Raw genomic sequence first — 17,879 nt, 5'->3', positions numbered from 1 at the left:
TACCTTTATGCAATGGATAAATTTGATGTATTTGTATTTGGAACTGGTACTGCTGGTCAATTAGTTGCTCAAGAATGTGCTGCCGCTGGCAAAAAAGTAGGCATAATAGATATAAAAGAATATGGTGGCGTTTGTTCACAACGTGGTTGTGATCCTAAAAAATTATTACTCGCCTCTAGTGAAGCCTTTGAATCATCCAAGAATATGAATGGAGATGGTATCACAGGAAAAATTAAAATAAACTGGAAAGATGCATTTAATTATGCAAAACGTTATACCAGCAATATTCCCAAAAACACAGAAAAAAACTTAAAAGAGAAAGGTATAATTTGCTATCACGGTAAAGCAAGTTTTAAAGATGCTCATACCATTATCTTAGATGGTAAGGAAATCAGATCAGAGTATTTTGTAATCGCTACAGGAATGCAACCTTTAAGTCTAGGTATTCCAGGAGAAAAATACACACTGACTTCAGCAGATTTTTTTAACCTGACAGAAGTACCTGAAAAAGTAGTATTTGTAGGTGGCGGATACATCGGAATGGAATTTGGCCATATGCTGTGTAGGGCTGGATCTAATGTGACTATTATTGATAAAGGAGATCAAATTTTAAGCCCATTTGAAACTTTTACCTCTAATTTACTAGAAGAAGAATCTATTAAAATGGGTATAAAGGTTATTAAAAACGCTCAGGTTTCTAGCATAGAAAAAATAGAAAATCGTTATTGCGTTCACTATGCTATAAATAATCAAATACATCAAGTGACTACTGATTGTGTTTTTAACACTGCTGGACGTGTACCATCAATTGATAAATTAAATCTTGCACTGGCTAATGTGGTGGCTGATAAGGATGGCGTATTAGTTAACAGTAACCTACAAAGTACTTCTCAAGCGCATATATATGCATGTGGAGACATTTCAAGTAAAAGCTTACCTCTTACACCTTTAAGCAGCATAGAAGCTAAGGTAGTCGCTGATAATCTTAATGGTAAAAAGAGAGAATTAAATATCCCTGCAATTCCTAGTTCCGTATTCACCATACCACAATGCTCTGGCATAGGACTTACAGAGAATGAAGCAATTGAAGCAGAGAAAACATATCATACAATTGAAAGCGAGGCTAGTGAATGGTTCAACAACCAGCGTATTAACGCACCGCTTTATGGCTATAAAATTATTTTAGAAAACGACAGTAACAAAATATTAGGAGCACACATCGTAGGACCTGAAGCTGCAGAGCAAATTAATATGTTTGCTATAGCCATGAAAGCAAACATGACCTTTGAAGAATTGAAGGACGTGATATTTAATTATCCTACGTGGGGAAATGATATAAAAAGCTTTTAATTACTTATTAGAGTCACGCCATTCCATACACTTTCTATATGGGTTCGTCTTTTTATTTCTAGAACCATGTATTGCTATTGCGATAGTTAGCACACATGCCAGCCCTAATGCCAAATAGGCAATCTGATTAGTTGCCAGCTTACTCAGACCATCCATAGGCTCGTTAAACCTCATGAAAATTGCAACCAGTGCCCATACACCTACTAGAGCAAATTCTCGCATATTGCGATAAACTACCATCGCCATATTCACAATAAATGCTACAAAAATCATGACCATAGTTGCATATACTTGGGTAGTTATTGCAAAGTCAAAGTTGCCATTCAACCATGCCGCTATATTTGCTATAGTAGCGACGCTAATCCATCCCACATAGAGACACAATGGCCACCAAACAAAGGCGATGATAGGAAAAGGCGCATCCCATATCTCCATGTCTAATTTTTTTACACAAATCAATAAACTAACTAAAATACCCAGCATACATATTACCGAAACTCCTACCATTTCATCTAACCAAAATGCTACCCAAGCACTACAAAATATATTTGCGAGTAAAAACCATGGAGCAGTCGTTTTCAAAAAATCTTCTCTATAATCTGTGGGCTGTGATTGTTTCGCTTTCGCGAAAGCGATATAAACACCATATATACCAAACACTAATAGCATTAAGAAAATTAAACCCCATATAGAAAATGCATAACTAGCTGGCGTGAATAAGTTATTATATTCGGCACTTAATTCTCCTACTGTTTTACCGTTATAATTTCCTGTATTTGCAAAGCCATTCCATACAATTAGAAAAATAATACTGATAAGATTGAGTACTGCGATTAGTTTTTTCATGTCTTAAAGATACTGGACTATTGACAACAATTACATTAAGAGTTTTATAAAACTAATGTAGTTCCATCACTTCTTGCTCTACAATTGCAAATATGCGATTACCTTTTTTAGGCTTTAAAGTATAAGTTCCCGTAAAATCACCAAAAGCCGCTAGAATTAAACCAAATTCATTATTGAAAAAACACGGTAATTTAACTCTTTGTCGTCCGACACCTTTCATTTTAATCGACGGGTGAACATGACCAGCGATATTGAATTTACCACTAATCTCTTGCGGATGATGTGTTAAAATCACATCGCCCATATGGAGTTGCTCATAGGTTTTTATGCCAATTTTTTCAAAAATTTCTTTACCTATCACATCGTGATTACCCATAATTAATGCTAACTCTATGGTTTGAGAACGTACCCATTGTTCAAAGAAGTGCCACTCTGCATTTATATAAGAATGAAATAAATCACCTAGAAACCATAATCGCGACGGATTAAATAGCTCAATAACCTCATTAAGTTTATCGTACTCCATATCATCTGCACTGGCAGGAATAGCCATTCCATTTTTACGGAAATGAGCACTTTTACCTAAGTGAACATCGGCAAGTAATATAGTGTCTTGTTCTACCCAATATGCTGCTCCACTAGAGTGAAGCTGAAAAGTTTGCTGAGCAAGAGAAATCGTTAGATACACTTTATAATTATCAGTTGTTAAAATAGGTATCTAGCACCTAGAATTAAATTTCTACCAGCAGCGCTTACACCAGATGAGTATGTTCTATATCGTTGATCTGTCATATTTTCTAGTGTCACATTTAAAGAAAGCGCCTCATTGAGACTATATCTAGATCTTATGTTAAGAGTGTACCATGATGGTGCATATGGATTGCCATTTGAGTCTAAAGCATATAGATAAGGACGACTTTGTTGACTAGGATCTAAATCTTCAAAATCAAATTGACCATTAAATTGAGCAAACAAACCAAGTTTCAAAGACTCTTTTTCATAATTTAATTGCAAATCTCCAAAAGCCGGAGCAACATGTCTTACTGGGATTTTATTACCATCCACTTCTGTTTGTTCTCCTTTTGTAATATTATAATGCCCTATTAAAGAGAATTGATCATTAAGTTTATAATTAAGGCCTAATTCTAGTCCATAAATGCTTGCTTTTTCACCGTTTTGTATGGATTGCACTTGACTTTGCTCTCCTTGATATTCTATAATAGATTGCCCGTTGAGTTCATCATTTTGAGCGACCAGTGCGTCTTTTAAATAAGTATAATAGACACTTGCATCTAGTGTGAGCTTATCATTCCATGTTTTCTTGACACCTATCTCACTATTATATGAATATTCTGATTCCAGATCTGGATTAGGGACTATGACTGTGCCAGGACTAGGATCAAACAATTTACCTAAATCATCGATATTAGGCGCACGAAAGGCCGTACTAAGATTGCTTCTCAATTCCCATTTATTATTAGTAACATAAGTCGCTCCTATTCCGCCGGTAAGTGCTCCGGTATTAATGGTAGCTTCTTCAAATGGGAAATTAAAAAATGCATTGTTAGCCGTGAAATCTGCATCAATCCATATATGATTATACCTTAATCCAGTATTTACAATCATTTGAGAAGACACTTTCCATTGATAACTTGCATAAGCAGCAAGTGATCTCCATGAGGAACCATCTGGATATCTGGTTGCATTTGCCGAGAATACGTTAGTATCTATATCTTGAATATATCCATTAGAACGTACTCGGTTATGAATAAATTCACCACCATAAAATAATGCGTTAGATTCTCTATCACGTCTTTCAAAATCTAACGAAGTGGATATCGCATCAACCTGTTCTTCATTAACAAAGCGTTCTGAATCTTGAAAATCCCTTGTTATACGACTTTCTTCAAAATATTGATATGCCTGTGTTAAAACTGCTTTGTCATACCACTTACCATCACCACGATGAGTCACATTAAAATTAGTCATTAACCATTTTTGTGGACCATAAAACCACTCTGCGTTTCTAGGTTCACCGCTTTCGCGAAAGCGATCTAAAGAGTCATACCTAGGAAAATCACCAGTACCAGAATAAATAACACCTAGTCCAAATTCAAAATCTTGAGTAGGTTGATACCTAAGTTTCTGTAAAATATTAAGTTGGTCATATCTTGTAGGACGCTGGATTAAAGAATTATCATTTACTATAGAAATATCTTGATCATCACGTCGCACGACATAGCTTTCTCTTAAGTAATCATCGGGACCATGAGTACCCATCCGTAAATCATCAAAAAAGTTAACCGTTATACTGGTTGCAGAGGCCCATTTCTCGCCACCGATATTAAAATTTAAATGACCTGTGTTCTCATTATTTGCGCTTGCATATCGCAATAAACCACTACCTGTTATTTGAACTGAATCTTTTTGAAACTGTGGCTTAAGTGTATAAAAGTTCATCACTCCACCTATTGCGTCACTACCATAAACAACACTACCAGGACCTAAAATCACCTCACTACGATCTACACTTAATGGATCGATAGAAATAACATTTTGCAGGTTACCACTACGGAAGATGGCCGTATTCATGCGCACACCATCAACGGTTATCAACAACCTATTAGTAGAAAATCCTCTTATCATAGGACTACCACCACCTTGTTGAGATTTTTGAACAAAAACCTGACCAGACTGCTGTAACAAATCTGCACTAGTTTGTGGATTATTGAAAGTAATTTCTTCTTTATTTACAGCAAATATTTTTTGAGGAATATCTTGCGCTCTTTGCTCAAATTTTGAAGCTGATAAAATTATAGGATTAAAATAATCTGATTGCTGTTGCAACCTGATGAATTTATCTTTTGAAATGTTTGTCTTTATTATTTTAATGGTAGCATATGATATGCTCTGAAAATAGATAAATTCTTGATCGTTAAAAATTTTTAAATCTACCTGACCTTCAATATCTGACACAGCAGATTTTGACTTTGATTTATTATAAACAGCTACATTAACTAACGGCTCATTAGTATCTATATCTACAATCGTAACCACCTGTGCTATGGAAGGAAAAGTAGTTAATATTATAAATATCAATAGTAACTTTTTCACGTATCGAATAGCTGTTTTAAAATCGTTAATGATGTAGGTTTTTTAAAGACGTGCAAATGTATCTGAAAATAATCAATGACCAAATTTAATAGGCTATTGCGCTCTTCTCTATTCATTTTAATCTCATTTATTGCAGCAAAATTCGTGCCCAGAAATTGCTTAATTAAGATACTTTCTTCTATAGTTGCGTGATGAGGTAAAACACCGTTGTTATCAAATGATCCATCTAATAAATTAAAGTATGGTAAATCGATAGTCTCCATATCAGGTTGAAAACCCATATGAGAAGTGAGGTCTAATAATGTCTTGATAGAAAAATTAGCTACAGTATCTGTTTGATCTAAAAATTGAAAAATACTAGATACATAATCATATAAGTATTCATCTGGCTGTTGCTCTGTCAACAACTGCGTTAAGATCTCAGAAAAAAACATGACTATACTACTTTTTATAATGTCTGTATGAATAGTATCATATGCTGGTGTGACGTGAGCTTCTTTAATATACTCTAGCGATCCTTTTCCTTTGTGTTGTGTGACAATGTCTAACTGGGTTAAAGGTTGAAAAAAAGCGATGCGCAATTTCCCTTTACGTGATTTACGTACTCCTTTAAGCATGTATGATTGTGTGCCTAATTCTCTAGTATATAATCGAGCGATTAAATCTGCCTCGCCATACTTAACAGTAGATAATACTATTGCTGGTGTGCGAGTAAGCATTTACCTAACAATCATTAATTTAGAAACTGTAGTCTCTATATTATCATCAGTAGAAATAAATAACATATAAACACCACTAGCTACTTTATTTCCAGAAAAACTACGTGTATCCCATTGAATACTTCCTCCTTGAGAAACTTTTTCAAATACCAGATTACCTTCTATATCAGTAATTTTTACACGCGCTCTATTAGTTAATCCATCAATAGTAACATTACCATCAAATCCAGGACGTACCGGATTAGGAAAGGCATAAACATTCTCAAGATCTTCTTGTGGCTTACTGGCTCTATCTCCTTTAAAAGCAACTAAACCATTTTTAGTTGCAAAATAAATAAGTCCTGTTGTTTCATCTATTGCGATGTCTCTTACTTCATTATCCGGTAAAGGAGAATTGTTTTTTGTAAACTGAAAAATAGTTTCACTACCACTAGGGTTAAATAGAAAAACACCAGAACTACCTGTCGCCACCCATTTATTATTGTTACCGTCCACCTCAATATCCAGTACAGCTTCATCTCTTAATAATTCCCTAGGTATATCATTAATATCTTCAATAATAATAGCTCTAGTATCCTGTATATCATCAGAGAATAAACTATTTACACTAGAAAGCACCCTTAATCCTAGGTTTGAACCTATCCATAATTGGTTGCGTTGATCTATTCTTATCGTACTAATGTAATTATTAATCAAATCACCTTCCTGAAGACCTTCTGTAAGTCTAGAGTATTGATCTAATGACGGATCATAACCTATAAGTCCACCATCTGTAGAGCCAAAAATAATTTTATCATCGCTAGTTACTAGAATTTTAGTTGTACTAGAACCGCTAGAAACTTCTTCATATACCGATCCAACATCAAATGAAGTCCATTGACCAGAAGGGTTTCTTCTATGTAATGCATTATCCACTTGAGATTGTATCACCCATAAATTACCTTGTGAGTCATAAGCACCATCTGGAATTCTTACAAAAAATTCTGATGGTGGCAATATACTCTCTAATGTACTGTTATTAATACCATATTGCGTTCCAGCTACACCGTCTATAAAATCTATCAATCCATTATTCATAGAGTGAACAACTAGATCGTTAGGATTATCTGGGTTAATCGTTACCTTAGGTATACTGCGCAGGCCACTTACTTCTGTATTTGAATAATTGATCCATCCTTCTTCAACAAGATGACTTATTCCCCTAATAGCATTATCTGGAGTATAGAAAACATCATGCGAGCCATAAGTAACCCATAATTCATTAGGTAATGTTTGAACAGAGAAAACCGAGTTAAACGCAGGTCCTTCTGCTATAATAAACTCGTTATCCGTAGGATTTGAAATATTAACTCGCAGCATTCCCGCAGTCTCTGTTCCTATAAATAAATTGTCATTAAATAAAATGGCACTAGTATAATTAAAGCTCTCTCCATTAACATCATCTACCCTGAAAACTTCATTGAAATTTGTGTCATATACCAATACAAAATCTGTTGTAGCATAGGTTATAAAATTTTGATTTACGTGAGCATCTGTAGATCTTGCTGGCAATTGTAATCCGATACCACCAAATGAACCAGACCCATTAGGCGTTCCAACAAACCTGCCTTGTGTAACCGCATAAATACTGCCGTTAAAAGTGGTTACCTCATCCCAACTATCGTTATTAATCTGAGTCCAATTCATGAAATCGAGTAAAAACGGATTAGATATACTTGCTCTTCTCATACCACCATTACTGGTTGCGGCATAAATAAAACCGCCAAATACATCAATAGAGTTAACAGCGAGTTGAGATCCATTATCGCCTATAAAATAAGTATCATCAAACTCTAGCAATTCTAAGTTATAGATAGCGATACCAAAATCTGTTGCCATATATAATAAATCACCTCTCTCAAGAAATTCATTGACACCTTTCTCTACTGGTGATATGGTCTGCTTATCTCTTATAGCGACCACATTTATGACGTCACCAGTCTCTGGCACTACCTGTATCAACCCGTTATTAAAAGCTATTACTAATAAATTCTTTGCTTCACTATAATAAATCTGAGATATGGATTCACCACTCAACCCATTAACTGTTGTTATTGTTTCAAAAGAATTTAAGACCGTATCATATACAAATATTGAATTTTCACTAGCCGCATAGATTAAGTCACCATCTTGTTCTAAATCAATAATATTAGAATACGAAAAAAAGGCTTCCCATTCATTAGAAAAATCTTGAGCTGCTGACCATTGAGACAACAGAATTAAAAACACTATCAATAATCGCTTCATATAAAGCAAACGTCTTTTAAGAATGAATAATATACGGTAAGGTCAAAAATAACCTTTAATAATGAGCCATAAAAAAACCTCTGAAGCATAGTTCAGAGGTTTTAATAATTATGATTACGCTTTCGCGAAAGCGATACTATACAATTCCTTGTGCTAGCATAGCATCTGCTACTTTTACAAATCCAGCAATATTTGCACCCTTAACGTAGTCTACAAACCCATCACTATCCTTACCGTATTCAACACATGCTTCATGAATATCATTCATAATACCGTGTAATTTATTATCTACTTCCTCTGCAGTCCAGCTATAACGCATAGAGTTTTGTGACATCTCAAGACCAGATGTCGCTACTCCACCTGCATTAGAAGCCTTTCCTGGCGCAAATAAAATCTTGTTATCGATGAAATGCTCGATAGCATCAGGAGTACTAGGCATGTTTGCTCCTTCACTTACACACATACAACCGTTAGAAACTAAAGCTTTTGCTTCATCACCGTTTAACTCATTTTGAGTAGCACACGGCAATGCGATGTCACACTTTACAGACCATGGACGTTCACCTTCATGATATGTTGCACTAGGATATTGTGCTACATACTCAGATATACGACCACGTTTGTTATTCTTTAGGTCCATTACAAAGGCAAGTTTATCTGTATCAATACCATCTGCATCGTGAATATATCCACCAGAATCTGACATGGTAACGACTTTACCGCCTAATTGCAAGATCTTTTCTGCAGCATATTGAGCTACATTACCAGATCCTGAAATAACAGTTGTTTTTCCTTTTATGGATTCACCACGAGTCTTCAGCATATTTTCAGCAAAGTATACGTTACCGTAACCAGTTGCCTCTGGTCTTATTAAAGAACCACCATAAGAACGCCCTTTACCAGTAAGTATACCAGTAAACTCATTTCTTAGTTTTTTATAATATCCAAATAAGTAGCCTATTTCACGTCCACCAACTCCTATATCACCTGCAGGCACATCAGTATCTGCACCTATAACGCGTTGCAATTCAACCATAAACGATTGACAAAAACGCATTACTTCACGATCTGATTTACCTTTAGGGTTGAAGTCTGCACCACCTTTACCACCACCCATAGGCAATGTTGTTAAGCTATTTTTAAAAACTTGTTCAAAGGCAAGAAACTTAAGAATACTTAAATTAACAGATGGATGAAATCTTAATCCACCTTTATAAGGACCTATAGCGCTGTTCATTTGTATACGGTAACCGCGATTCACTTGAACCTCTCCACTATCGTCTGTCCAAGGCACACGGAACATAGTTACACGTTCTGGCTCAGCCATGCGTTCTAGCAATTTATCGCTAGCATATTGAGGATTGTTCTCGATAAAAGGTATTACAGCTTCTGCAACTTCACTAACTGCCTGAATGAATTCTGGCTCGTTAGGGTTCTTACTTTTTATCAAATCGATAAAACTTTCAATGTTTTTTTCCATTATTATGATAATAATTACGTTTAAAGAAAACGTTTTCGTTGATAATGCAAATATATATTAATGTACAATAGTGATATAAATTTTGTCATTTATTTAAGTAGTTAAAGAATAGTAACGTTGATAATTCGTTATAGATAAAATGAGCTTAATATAAACTTCATGTTTTAAAGAGGTTATACTATCATAAGTATCCTTAACATTTTATTATATTTGTCGCTTTATCAATGCCATAATCATGATTAAGACCCTACGCTTTATTGGATTTTTTATAGCAGTAATTTGTACTGCACAAACGGTAGATGCACAGTTAGGTATCTCTCATGAAATAGGTGTTATCGCTGGACCTGTTGCCTTTCAATCAGATTATGGAGAACGCTATGATTGGCCTTCTAATAAAGGTAACGTAGGAACCGGTATAGGTTTAGTACATTATATCAACTTTGCATATAGAGCAAATTGTAATTGTTACACTCAAGACACCTATTGGAATGATCACTTTAAAATTCGTAATCAATTAGCTTATCATGTGACCACACTAGATCATTTAAGTGAACTTGCGGATAGACCTAGTCTAGCCGGTTTGCAATTAAGATCTATGACTGGTAAAGCAAAAGTCTTTGAAATAGGAACTCACCTAGAATGGTTCCCGATGAGTATTAGAGATTTTCAAGAAGGTCAACCTAAGTTTGCCCCTTATTTTGGAATAGGAGCTCATTATGTAAACTTCAGACCTGAAGCTACATCAACATTAGGACCTCTTAATAATCCGGTAACAACCTATCCTACCTTTATAGATCGCATAGACACGTCACAAGGTAGCACATTTGCTTTAGTAGGAGACATAGGATTCAGATATAAGATTAGTGAATTAAGTGACCTTTTAGTTTCTAGCGCATGGCATTATTATGACAGTAATTATGTAGATGGATTAAGTCCACGCAATGTTAATAACCGCTCATTTGATTTTATATGGTGGTTTAATGTTGGATACATTTATTATCTATAAACACTATAGTATTTAATATAAAAAAGGCAGCCTATCGGCTGCCTTTTTTGTTAACATGTGCCTCCTAATTAAGCAAAAGCTTGTCTTAAATCTTCTATAAGGTCCTCAATATCTTCTATTCCAACACTTAATCGTATCAATGAATCCACAACACCTGTTTTCTCGCGATCTTCTTTAGGTATACTAGCATGTGTCATACTTGCGGGATGACCTGCGAGAGACTCCACACCACCTAGAGATTCTCCTAAAGTAAAAACCTTTAAATTCTCCACAACCTTAACTGCACTTTCTAATGTACCAGCTTTTGTACTAAAAGAAACCATACCGCCGTAATCCTTCATTTGCTTTTTAGCAACTTCATGATTAGGATGGTCTTCAAAACCTGGCCAGTATACCTTATCTACATTAGGATTTGATTTTAAAGCATGCGCAACAGCTTTACCATTTTCGCAATGTCGTTGCATACGTACATGTAGTGTTTTAATGCCTCGCAACACTAAAAAACAATCTTGTGGTCCAGGAACAGCACCACTTGCATTTTGTATAAAGTACAATCTCTTTGCCAGCGCTTCATCATTTACGACTAGAGAACCCATAACAACATCGCTATGACCACCTAAATATTTAGTAGCACTATGCATAACAATATCTGCGCCTAAATCTATGGGCTGCTGTAAATATGGTGTCGCAAATGTATTATCTACAGCAAGAAGTAATTGGTGCTTTTTAGATATTCTTGAAACAGCTTCTATGTCTATAATATTCATCATAGGGTTAGTAGGCGTTTCTACCCAAATAAGTTTTGTGTTATCATTAATGTACTTCTCAATATTACTTGCGTTCTCCATTCCTACAAAATGAAACTTGATACCAAAGTCTTGAAAAATCTGTGTAAATAATCGATAAGAACCACCATATAAATCGCTAGTAGAAATCACCTCATCACCAGATTTTAATAATTTAAGCACCGCATCAATAGCGGCAAGACCAGAACCAAAAGCAATTCCATAAGCGCCGTTCTCTAAACTAGCCATAGATTTTTCTAACGCATCACGAGTCGGGTTACCACTACGTGAGTATTCAAAACCTTTATGTCCATGTGGCGTGCTTTGTTTAAAAGTAGTTGTCTGATAAATGGGCGGCATTACAGAATTATAGGCTGGGTCTATATTTTCCTGACCGCCGTGTATGGTTTTGGTATTGAACTTCATATTCTTCTTTTCTACACTATAAAGGTAAAAGCTAGTTTTAAAAACGGCTTGCCTTTTAAAATTTATTTAATTACTTTTAATCGCCTTTCTAATAGCAAGAGCATAACCTAGATGTATGCCTTCGTGAATATTATTCATGCTCAATGCCTCTTCTACATTGCGCATTGTGTAACCAGTACTGGTTGTATATTCTTTAAACTCTTTAAAAACACCGTTTTCATAGTCTACTTTAGTTTTTTCGACAAGGTCCACTAGCATGATTTTATACTCTTCTATCTGTTCTTTACTTACCTTACTATCTGGAGTCGTCCCGTTACCGTATTTATCTGCTAATTCTTTGGTTACAGATTTTTCTAGACCTGACAGTCCGTAAACCAGACCTTGTTGCGCTGTGATGCTGTGCACAATATTCCAGATGATATTATTTCTAAAACCTTCTGGAATCAGATTTAATTCATCTACGGTAAGCTGGTCTATAAGGCTTAGAAAGATCTTTCTAGTGGTTAGATTATGTTCAAATAAGTGATTCATATGATTTTGTATTTTAATTACAGTTGATTTTATTCCGCTTTCGCGAAAGCGAAACAGGCAAATTAATTAATATTAAGGCTAAAGATATTCCTTATCAAAAAAGCTATCGTAATTTTGCTATATGAAAAATCTATTCATTTATCTAGATAGCTGTAATACTTGTCAACGCATTAAAGGTGAGTTAGAACTTACTGACGACATCGCTTTACAAAACACAAAAAAAGAACCTGCAACTATAGAGCAGGTTGAATTTCTAAAAGAGCAAGCAGGCTCTTATGAAGCACTTTTTAACAGAAGAGCGCAATTGTACAGAGGTCGCGGTCTTCATGAAAAAGATTTAACAGAAGACGATTATAAAAACCTTTTACTGGATCATTATACATTCTTAAAAAGACCGATTCTTATATATAATAACCAAGCTTATATAGGTAATTCTAAGAAAGTAGTTGCTGCAGCTAAAGAGGCTATTTCATAATGAGCAAAAGGTCGGTCGCCATAATATGTGGCTTTTTAGTAGCGCTTTTTTATGCATTTAATTTTACCGCTGCAAAAGAAGTAACACCAGAATTTGTAGGGCCTTTTGGTCTTGTTTGGTATAGAGTTGTGGTTACCTGTGTCATTTTTTGGATAATAGCAACCATAGTAGGACCTAAGGAAAAAGTACCTCTTAAAGAATTACCTCTACTTGCTCTTGCTGCCTTTTGTGGGGTAGGTTTTAACATGATAACCTTTATGAAAGGCTTATCACTTACCTCTCCTATAAGCGCATCAGTGCTTATGGTAACTACTCCTATAATCGTATTAGTATTAAGTGCTGTTTTCTTAAAAGAACGACTATATGCAAGTCGTATATTAGGTATTCTAATAGGTTTCAGTGGTGCTGCATTATTAATTCTATTATCTAACAGCAGTGGTAGTGAGAATGCTACAAATCCAACTTTGGGTAATTTTTTGGTATTTATTAATGCAATTTCTTATTCATTTTATATCATCTTGGCAAAGAAACTGACCACGCGATATAATGTTTTTACTTTAATGAAATGGTTATATCTATTTGGTGTCATATTCATAACACCTTTTGGTATGATGGAAGGTTTAGCTTTTGATTTTAGCACAGCAAATACAGACACCTTATTATATATAGGATATGTGGTGCTTTTTGCTACTTTCGGGACTTATATGCTTAATATTATAGCAATAAGGACGCTTAAACCTAGTGTTGTTGCTGTATTTGTATATCTACAACCATTACTAGCGACTTTAATAGCTATAGGATTGGATAAAGATGAGATTACTGGATATAAATTAGTTGCTGGTGGACTTATTTTTACAGGAGTATTTATAACTAGTATTCCTAAAAAAGCAGGTTAACTATTTACTGAATTCTTTAATGCTGCTGCCCATTGTAAAGCATCCATTAGACTAGTAAAGGACTTGAATTTAGATTTTACAAATAAGGATTCTAATTTAGAATTAATTAAACCTGGATCTGTATAATTTACAACTCCATATCCCATTAATTTAAAAGAGTAATTTGCAAAATGGAACCAATCTACTGGTTTAACAGAGTATTTATTTATTCTATTTGAAATATAAACTAGTTTGCTACCATCTGTATTATAAAAGGATGTTGCTGCGTTTACTATAGGCTTAGCTTCTTCCCATCCAAAAACTACATTTTTAAAAACTTCAGAAACAATAAAACCGTCAAAAAAATAAAAATTGCCATAATGCATATTTATTTCTTTTAACACCTCTGGATAGAAAACAGATTCCCTAATTGAATTCATACTTAAATATAACAAATAAATATTTGAAAATCAATTACCTGCTTTAAAACCAATTATATTAACTTATTGATATAAGAAAACAGGTTTATCGGTCTTTCGGGAATTGTCCGTGTGCTCTAGTATCTAACTTACTGAGTATTTTAAAGTCATCTGACATTGGGAAATGCTTTATCTTCTCATGTAATTCTGGATGTAGAGATGTGATCTTGCGCTCTCTCAAATTCATCCATGCACCGGTCATTAAACCACGCGCTACATTACGTCCTTTATGATCATAAAAGTTATGTCTGAAACTAAAAAGGCTACCATCTTCACTCATACCAGTCACCTCACAACTCACTGTGATAGGTCTTCCTTGGTGAATTTCTTTAAAATAGAAAATGTTCTCATTAAAAATCACAGGACCTGTCTCATAATGTGCCATTTCTCGCTGCCCAAAATTGTTATCAATTAAAAACGCCATACGTGTATGACTCATGAAGTTTTGGTAAGCACTATTTGCCATATGTCTGTTTGCGTCTAGATCACTCCAGCGCACGTCAAATTCTTTAGTATACATTGCCATCTTTATTTAGGGTAAAGATATTATATGCACGCATAGCAAAAAACAAGTTTGAAGAAAATTTAATTGTTTCGCTTTCGCGAAAGCGAATCTAAAAATATCTTATAATTTAATCTTAAGATCATTTCCTATCCTATAAATATCACCTACCTCTAGGGATACATTTGCAGCAGCGTCTGCGTCACTAGCAAAATCAGGAATACCTGTGAAATTGATATTAGTAGCTTTAATGGTACCGTTAACCTCTAGTTTTTCTGTAAGCCCAGTAAGATTACCTATTCCAACATTTCCATTATCATCTATAATCATTCTATCACTCAATGTTCTAGTACCATCAGTTGTAGTGGCAAAAACTATTCTACCAGGCATATCATCCACGCCTGTGTCAGCAGTTGATGTAACTCCTAATTTTATAGCACTTGCAGTGATATAATTAGCACCATCATAACCTTGAGCCTCCATATTAAAGATATTGGCATTTGTTTTTAAACTTATCCTTCTAGGTGATGTTCTTGTACCACTAGAGCTTCTGATATGAAATGACGTGATATTATCACCTTGACTATAAACGTCTACATCTCCATCCCATCCATTTCCATTATTCCCATGGATCTCTAAAGCTTCAGTAGGCGCAGTCGTATTAATACCTACCTTACCATCATAAGTAATTCTCATTTTCTCACCTAAAATTCCAGGTGAAGTAGTATTAAACCTGAAATCTCCAGGTATAACAGAGCTGCTACCATCCCAAGAAGGATCTACTCCTTGTAGGAAAAACGAAGAAAGTACATAATCAGTTCCATTGTGTGGTAAAGCATATAATGCAGCCACATTATCTCCTGGTAATACAGCGGTAGGAGTTGTGATGTCTCCTCGTGATTTATGTCCTAAAAACCCAAATGTTCCTGTATTAGGAATATTAGAATAATATGCTATATCACCATTATACACCTGTATTTTACGAGAACCACCATTATCGTTATTTGTCGTTACCTGATCAATAATCAATTGACTTTCGTCTGTGATGTATACGTTATTATTAGGTCTATCAGTAACTCCATCACTTAATTTATCTATTTCTACACGTCCGTTTGCAGGATTAGCTTTCCATATATCTTCATTATCATCTGCTACTAATAATCTTAACCATTTGTCGACACCATTCCAATAATAAAATGCCGGCAGCACATCATTTCTAGTTATCGTGTTGTAAACTAAAGTAGATTTTACTAAAGAACTACCATCTGGATTTGTAACTGTTGTAATATCAGTGGTGTCTATTAATTCAACTCTAGGCACTAGTAGACCAGCATCAGAAGAAGCAATATCTAAAGCTGCCTGTGGATCATCAGTTTGAATTCCTACTTGAGCAATACTTAAAGAGGAACAAATAATTAGGCAAAACAAAATTCTAAACATAGGGAAGTTATTTGGCGCAAAAAAAGTAAGAAAAATTGACAATACGCAGTTTTTAACATCAATTAATATTATAATCAATATTTAATCGATGAATAGCGTAAATAACTAATAACGTGTAGCTTTATGAGCCCTTAAGCTTTCTCATTGCTACCCAAAGGTACCAAGCTGTAATGACTGTAGAAAGAACATCAGCAATAGGAAAACTTATCCAAACACCTAATTCACCATATATACTAGGCAATATTAAAATCAACGGTATTAAAATAAACCCCATGCGCAGTAGGGTAAGTAATAAAGCTGGTATCACCTTTCCTATAGCTTGATAATATGCTGCTCCTATAAGTTGAATAGAAATTATAGGTACTGCTATAAATACTAATTTCAATGCAAATGAAGTTTCCTCTATGACCACGGTATTGTCTGTGAAAATGCTAGCTATTTCACGAGTAAAGAAAAAGAGACCTAAAAATATGAGTACTCCTAAACCACAGGCAAATTTAATAGATGTAAAAATCACTTCTCGCACACGTTCCCATTTTTGTGCTCCATAATTATAACCTGCAATAGGTAAGAAACCTTGTGTTATACCCATAACAGGAAACAGCGCAAACATCATCATACGACCGATGATCCCAAACACAGAAACACTCTCTTCTCCACCTAATTCAAACAACACATTATTTAAAATTAAATAAAGAACACTACTCATGGCTTGTCTAGATAGAGTCACAAAACCTAATCCACCTATTTCTTTTAAAATCAACCAGTCAGGTATTAAGTCTTTTAATGTCCCTACTAACTCACTTTTCCCTGAGACAAAGAACCAAGCGACATAAACAAAACACAATCCATAACTTAAAGTTGTTGCCCATGCTGCGCCTTCCATTCCCATTTCTAATTTATTAATAAGAATGTAGTCCAACAATAAATTCCCTACTGATGGGATTAACATGGCAATCATCGCATGTGTAGGTGCACCTTCTGCACGTATAACGGTATTTCCCATCATACATAATGCAAGAATGGGAACTCCATATAGTACAATGCGATAATAAGTTTTTGCAGGTTCAAATATCGCTCCTTTACCACCAAAAGAAAACACTAATGAGTCCATAAACCATAGCCCAAATACAACAGATAGAATTGTAATAACTAAGGTTATCGCTATCTGATTACCAAATACTTTGCGAGCTTTCTCATAATTATCTGCTCCTAGAGCCCTAGATATAATACTTGAACCACCTATACCTATGGCCATCCCTAGAGCGGCTATAAAAAACGAAACAGGTAACACAACATTTATCGCAGCTATGGCAATAGAACCTATCCAATTACCAACAAAAATTGTGTCTACTAAGATATTTAAAGACATTACTAAAATACCTATAGAGGCAGGTAATGCTTGCTGTATCAATAATGCAGATATAGAATCTGTACCTAGTAATTGGGATTTTGTAGGTTGATTAGGGTTCATATATTGTAAAAGTATAGCAAATAAAAAAGACCTTTATTTTGAAAGGTCTTTTTTGTTTATTTCTTATTATAAAAATGAAAACGCTTTCGCG

Annotated in this window: 16 protein-coding genes; 4 read left to right on the top strand and 12 right to left on the bottom strand. The window is 34.8% G+C overall.

The features are described from left to right. Positions 1-12: 12 nt before the first annotated feature. Positions 13-1,350 (top strand): dihydrolipoyl dehydrogenase family protein, encoded by a 1,338-nt coding sequence (locus ACJJVI_RS07045; RefSeq protein ID WP_405351178.1) that lies wholly within the window; start codon positions 13-15, stop codon positions 1,348-1,350. Here ACJJVI_RS07045 and ACJJVI_RS07040 read toward each other — a convergent pair whose 3' ends face one another. The 6 genes from ACJJVI_RS07040 to gdhA all read right to left on the bottom strand — a co-directional run bounded on the left by ACJJVI_RS07040 (position 1,351) and on the right by gdhA (position 9,795). Continuing rightward, positions 1,351-2,196: a hypothetical protein gene (locus ACJJVI_RS07040; protein ID WP_405351176.1), complete on the bottom strand. Its 846-nt coding sequence runs from the start codon at positions 2,194-2,196 to the stop codon at positions 1,351-1,353. Positions 2,197-2,248: 52 nt separating this feature from the next. Beyond that, positions 2,249-2,884 carry a ligase-associated DNA damage response endonuclease PdeM gene (pdeM, locus tag ACJJVI_RS07035; RefSeq protein WP_405351174.1) on the bottom strand — a complete coding sequence of 212 codons (636 nt, stop codon included), beginning with the start codon at positions 2,882-2,884 and terminating at the stop codon, positions 2,249-2,251. 17 nt (positions 2,885-2,901) lie between these two features. Continuing rightward, positions 2,902-5,310: a TonB-dependent receptor domain-containing protein gene (locus ACJJVI_RS07030; RefSeq protein ID WP_405351173.1), complete on the bottom strand. Its 2,409-nt coding sequence runs from the start codon at positions 5,308-5,310 to the stop codon at positions 2,902-2,904. Then, positions 5,307-6,029, bottom strand: a complete 723-nt coding sequence (recO, locus tag ACJJVI_RS07025; protein ID WP_042295327.1) for a DNA repair protein RecO — start codon at positions 6,027-6,029, stop codon at positions 5,307-5,309. Before recO ends, ACJJVI_RS07030 begins: the two co-directional genes overlap by 4 nt. Next, the gene (locus ACJJVI_RS07020; RefSeq protein ID WP_348021937.1) at positions 6,030-8,315 is read right to left on the bottom strand and encodes a T9SS type A sorting domain-containing protein; all 2,286 of its coding nucleotides are present in this window, start codon (positions 8,313-8,315) and stop codon (positions 6,030-6,032) included. Positions 8,316-8,451: 136 nt separating this feature from the next. Further along, a complete protein-coding gene (gene gdhA / locus ACJJVI_RS07015) occupies positions 8,452-9,795 on the bottom strand; it encodes an NADP-specific glutamate dehydrogenase (RefSeq protein WP_042245556.1) in 1,344 nt (447 codons plus the stop codon). Positions 9,796-10,030: 235 nt separating this feature from the next. Here gdhA and ACJJVI_RS07010 point away from each other — a divergent pair, with 235 nt between their 5' ends. Continuing rightward, positions 10,031-10,801: a THC0290_0291 family protein gene (locus tag ACJJVI_RS07010; RefSeq protein ID WP_042245553.1), complete on the top strand. Its 771-nt coding sequence runs from the start codon at positions 10,031-10,033 to the stop codon at positions 10,799-10,801. A gap of 68 nt (positions 10,802-10,869) precedes the next feature. On the opposite strand, the gene ACJJVI_RS07005 is transcribed toward ACJJVI_RS07010, so the two are convergent. Beyond that, positions 10,870-12,012, bottom strand: a complete 1,143-nt coding sequence (locus ACJJVI_RS07005) for a PLP-dependent aspartate aminotransferase family protein (RefSeq protein WP_042295323.1) — start codon at positions 12,010-12,012, stop codon at positions 10,870-10,872. A gap of 66 nt (positions 12,013-12,078) precedes the next feature. After that, complete coding sequence (locus ACJJVI_RS07000; protein ID WP_397302798.1) at positions 12,079-12,543, bottom strand: DinB family protein; 465 nt, start codon at positions 12,541-12,543, stop codon at positions 12,079-12,081. 121 nt (positions 12,544-12,664) lie between these two features. On the opposite strand from ACJJVI_RS07000, the gene ACJJVI_RS06995 reads away from it, so the two are divergent. Beyond that, positions 12,665-13,018, top strand: coding sequence for an ArsC/Spx/MgsR family protein (locus ACJJVI_RS06995; protein WP_348021939.1), 354 nt, complete (start codon positions 12,665-12,667; stop codon positions 13,016-13,018). After that, a complete protein-coding gene (locus ACJJVI_RS06990; RefSeq protein ID WP_317290635.1) occupies positions 13,018-13,914 on the top strand; it encodes a DMT family transporter in 897 nt (298 codons plus the stop codon). The genes ACJJVI_RS06995 and ACJJVI_RS06990 overlap by 1 nt, the downstream gene beginning before the upstream one ends. Here ACJJVI_RS06990 and ACJJVI_RS06985 read toward each other — a convergent pair. The 4 genes from ACJJVI_RS06985 to ACJJVI_RS06970 form a co-directional block, all read right to left on the bottom strand. After that, positions 13,911-14,333, bottom strand: coding sequence for a hypothetical protein (locus ACJJVI_RS06985; RefSeq protein WP_042295317.1), 423 nt, complete (start codon positions 14,331-14,333; stop codon positions 13,911-13,913). The genes ACJJVI_RS06990 and ACJJVI_RS06985 overlap by 4 nt on opposite strands. An 85-nt stretch (positions 14,334-14,418) precedes the next feature. After that, positions 14,419-14,892, bottom strand: coding sequence for an acyl-CoA thioesterase (locus ACJJVI_RS06980; RefSeq protein WP_348022301.1), 474 nt, complete (start codon positions 14,890-14,892; stop codon positions 14,419-14,421). 105 nt (positions 14,893-14,997) lie between these two features. After that, a complete protein-coding gene (locus ACJJVI_RS06975) occupies positions 14,998-16,314 on the bottom strand; it encodes a hypothetical protein (protein WP_052408374.1) in 1,317 nt (438 codons plus the stop codon). A gap of 121 nt (positions 16,315-16,435) precedes the next feature. After that, complete coding sequence (locus ACJJVI_RS06970) at positions 16,436-17,788, bottom strand: MATE family efflux transporter (protein WP_405351169.1); 1,353 nt, start codon at positions 17,786-17,788, stop codon at positions 16,436-16,438. Positions 17,789-17,879 lie beyond the last annotated feature (91 nt).

It is taken from the genome of Nonlabens sp. Asnod3-H03 (assembly GCF_045063665.1).
Lineage (GTDB): Bacteria > Bacteroidota > Bacteroidia > Flavobacteriales > Flavobacteriaceae > Nonlabens > Nonlabens ulvanivorans.
Note: the sequence above shows the minus strand (reverse complement) of the source record. Positions and strands in the feature narration are given on the sequence as shown.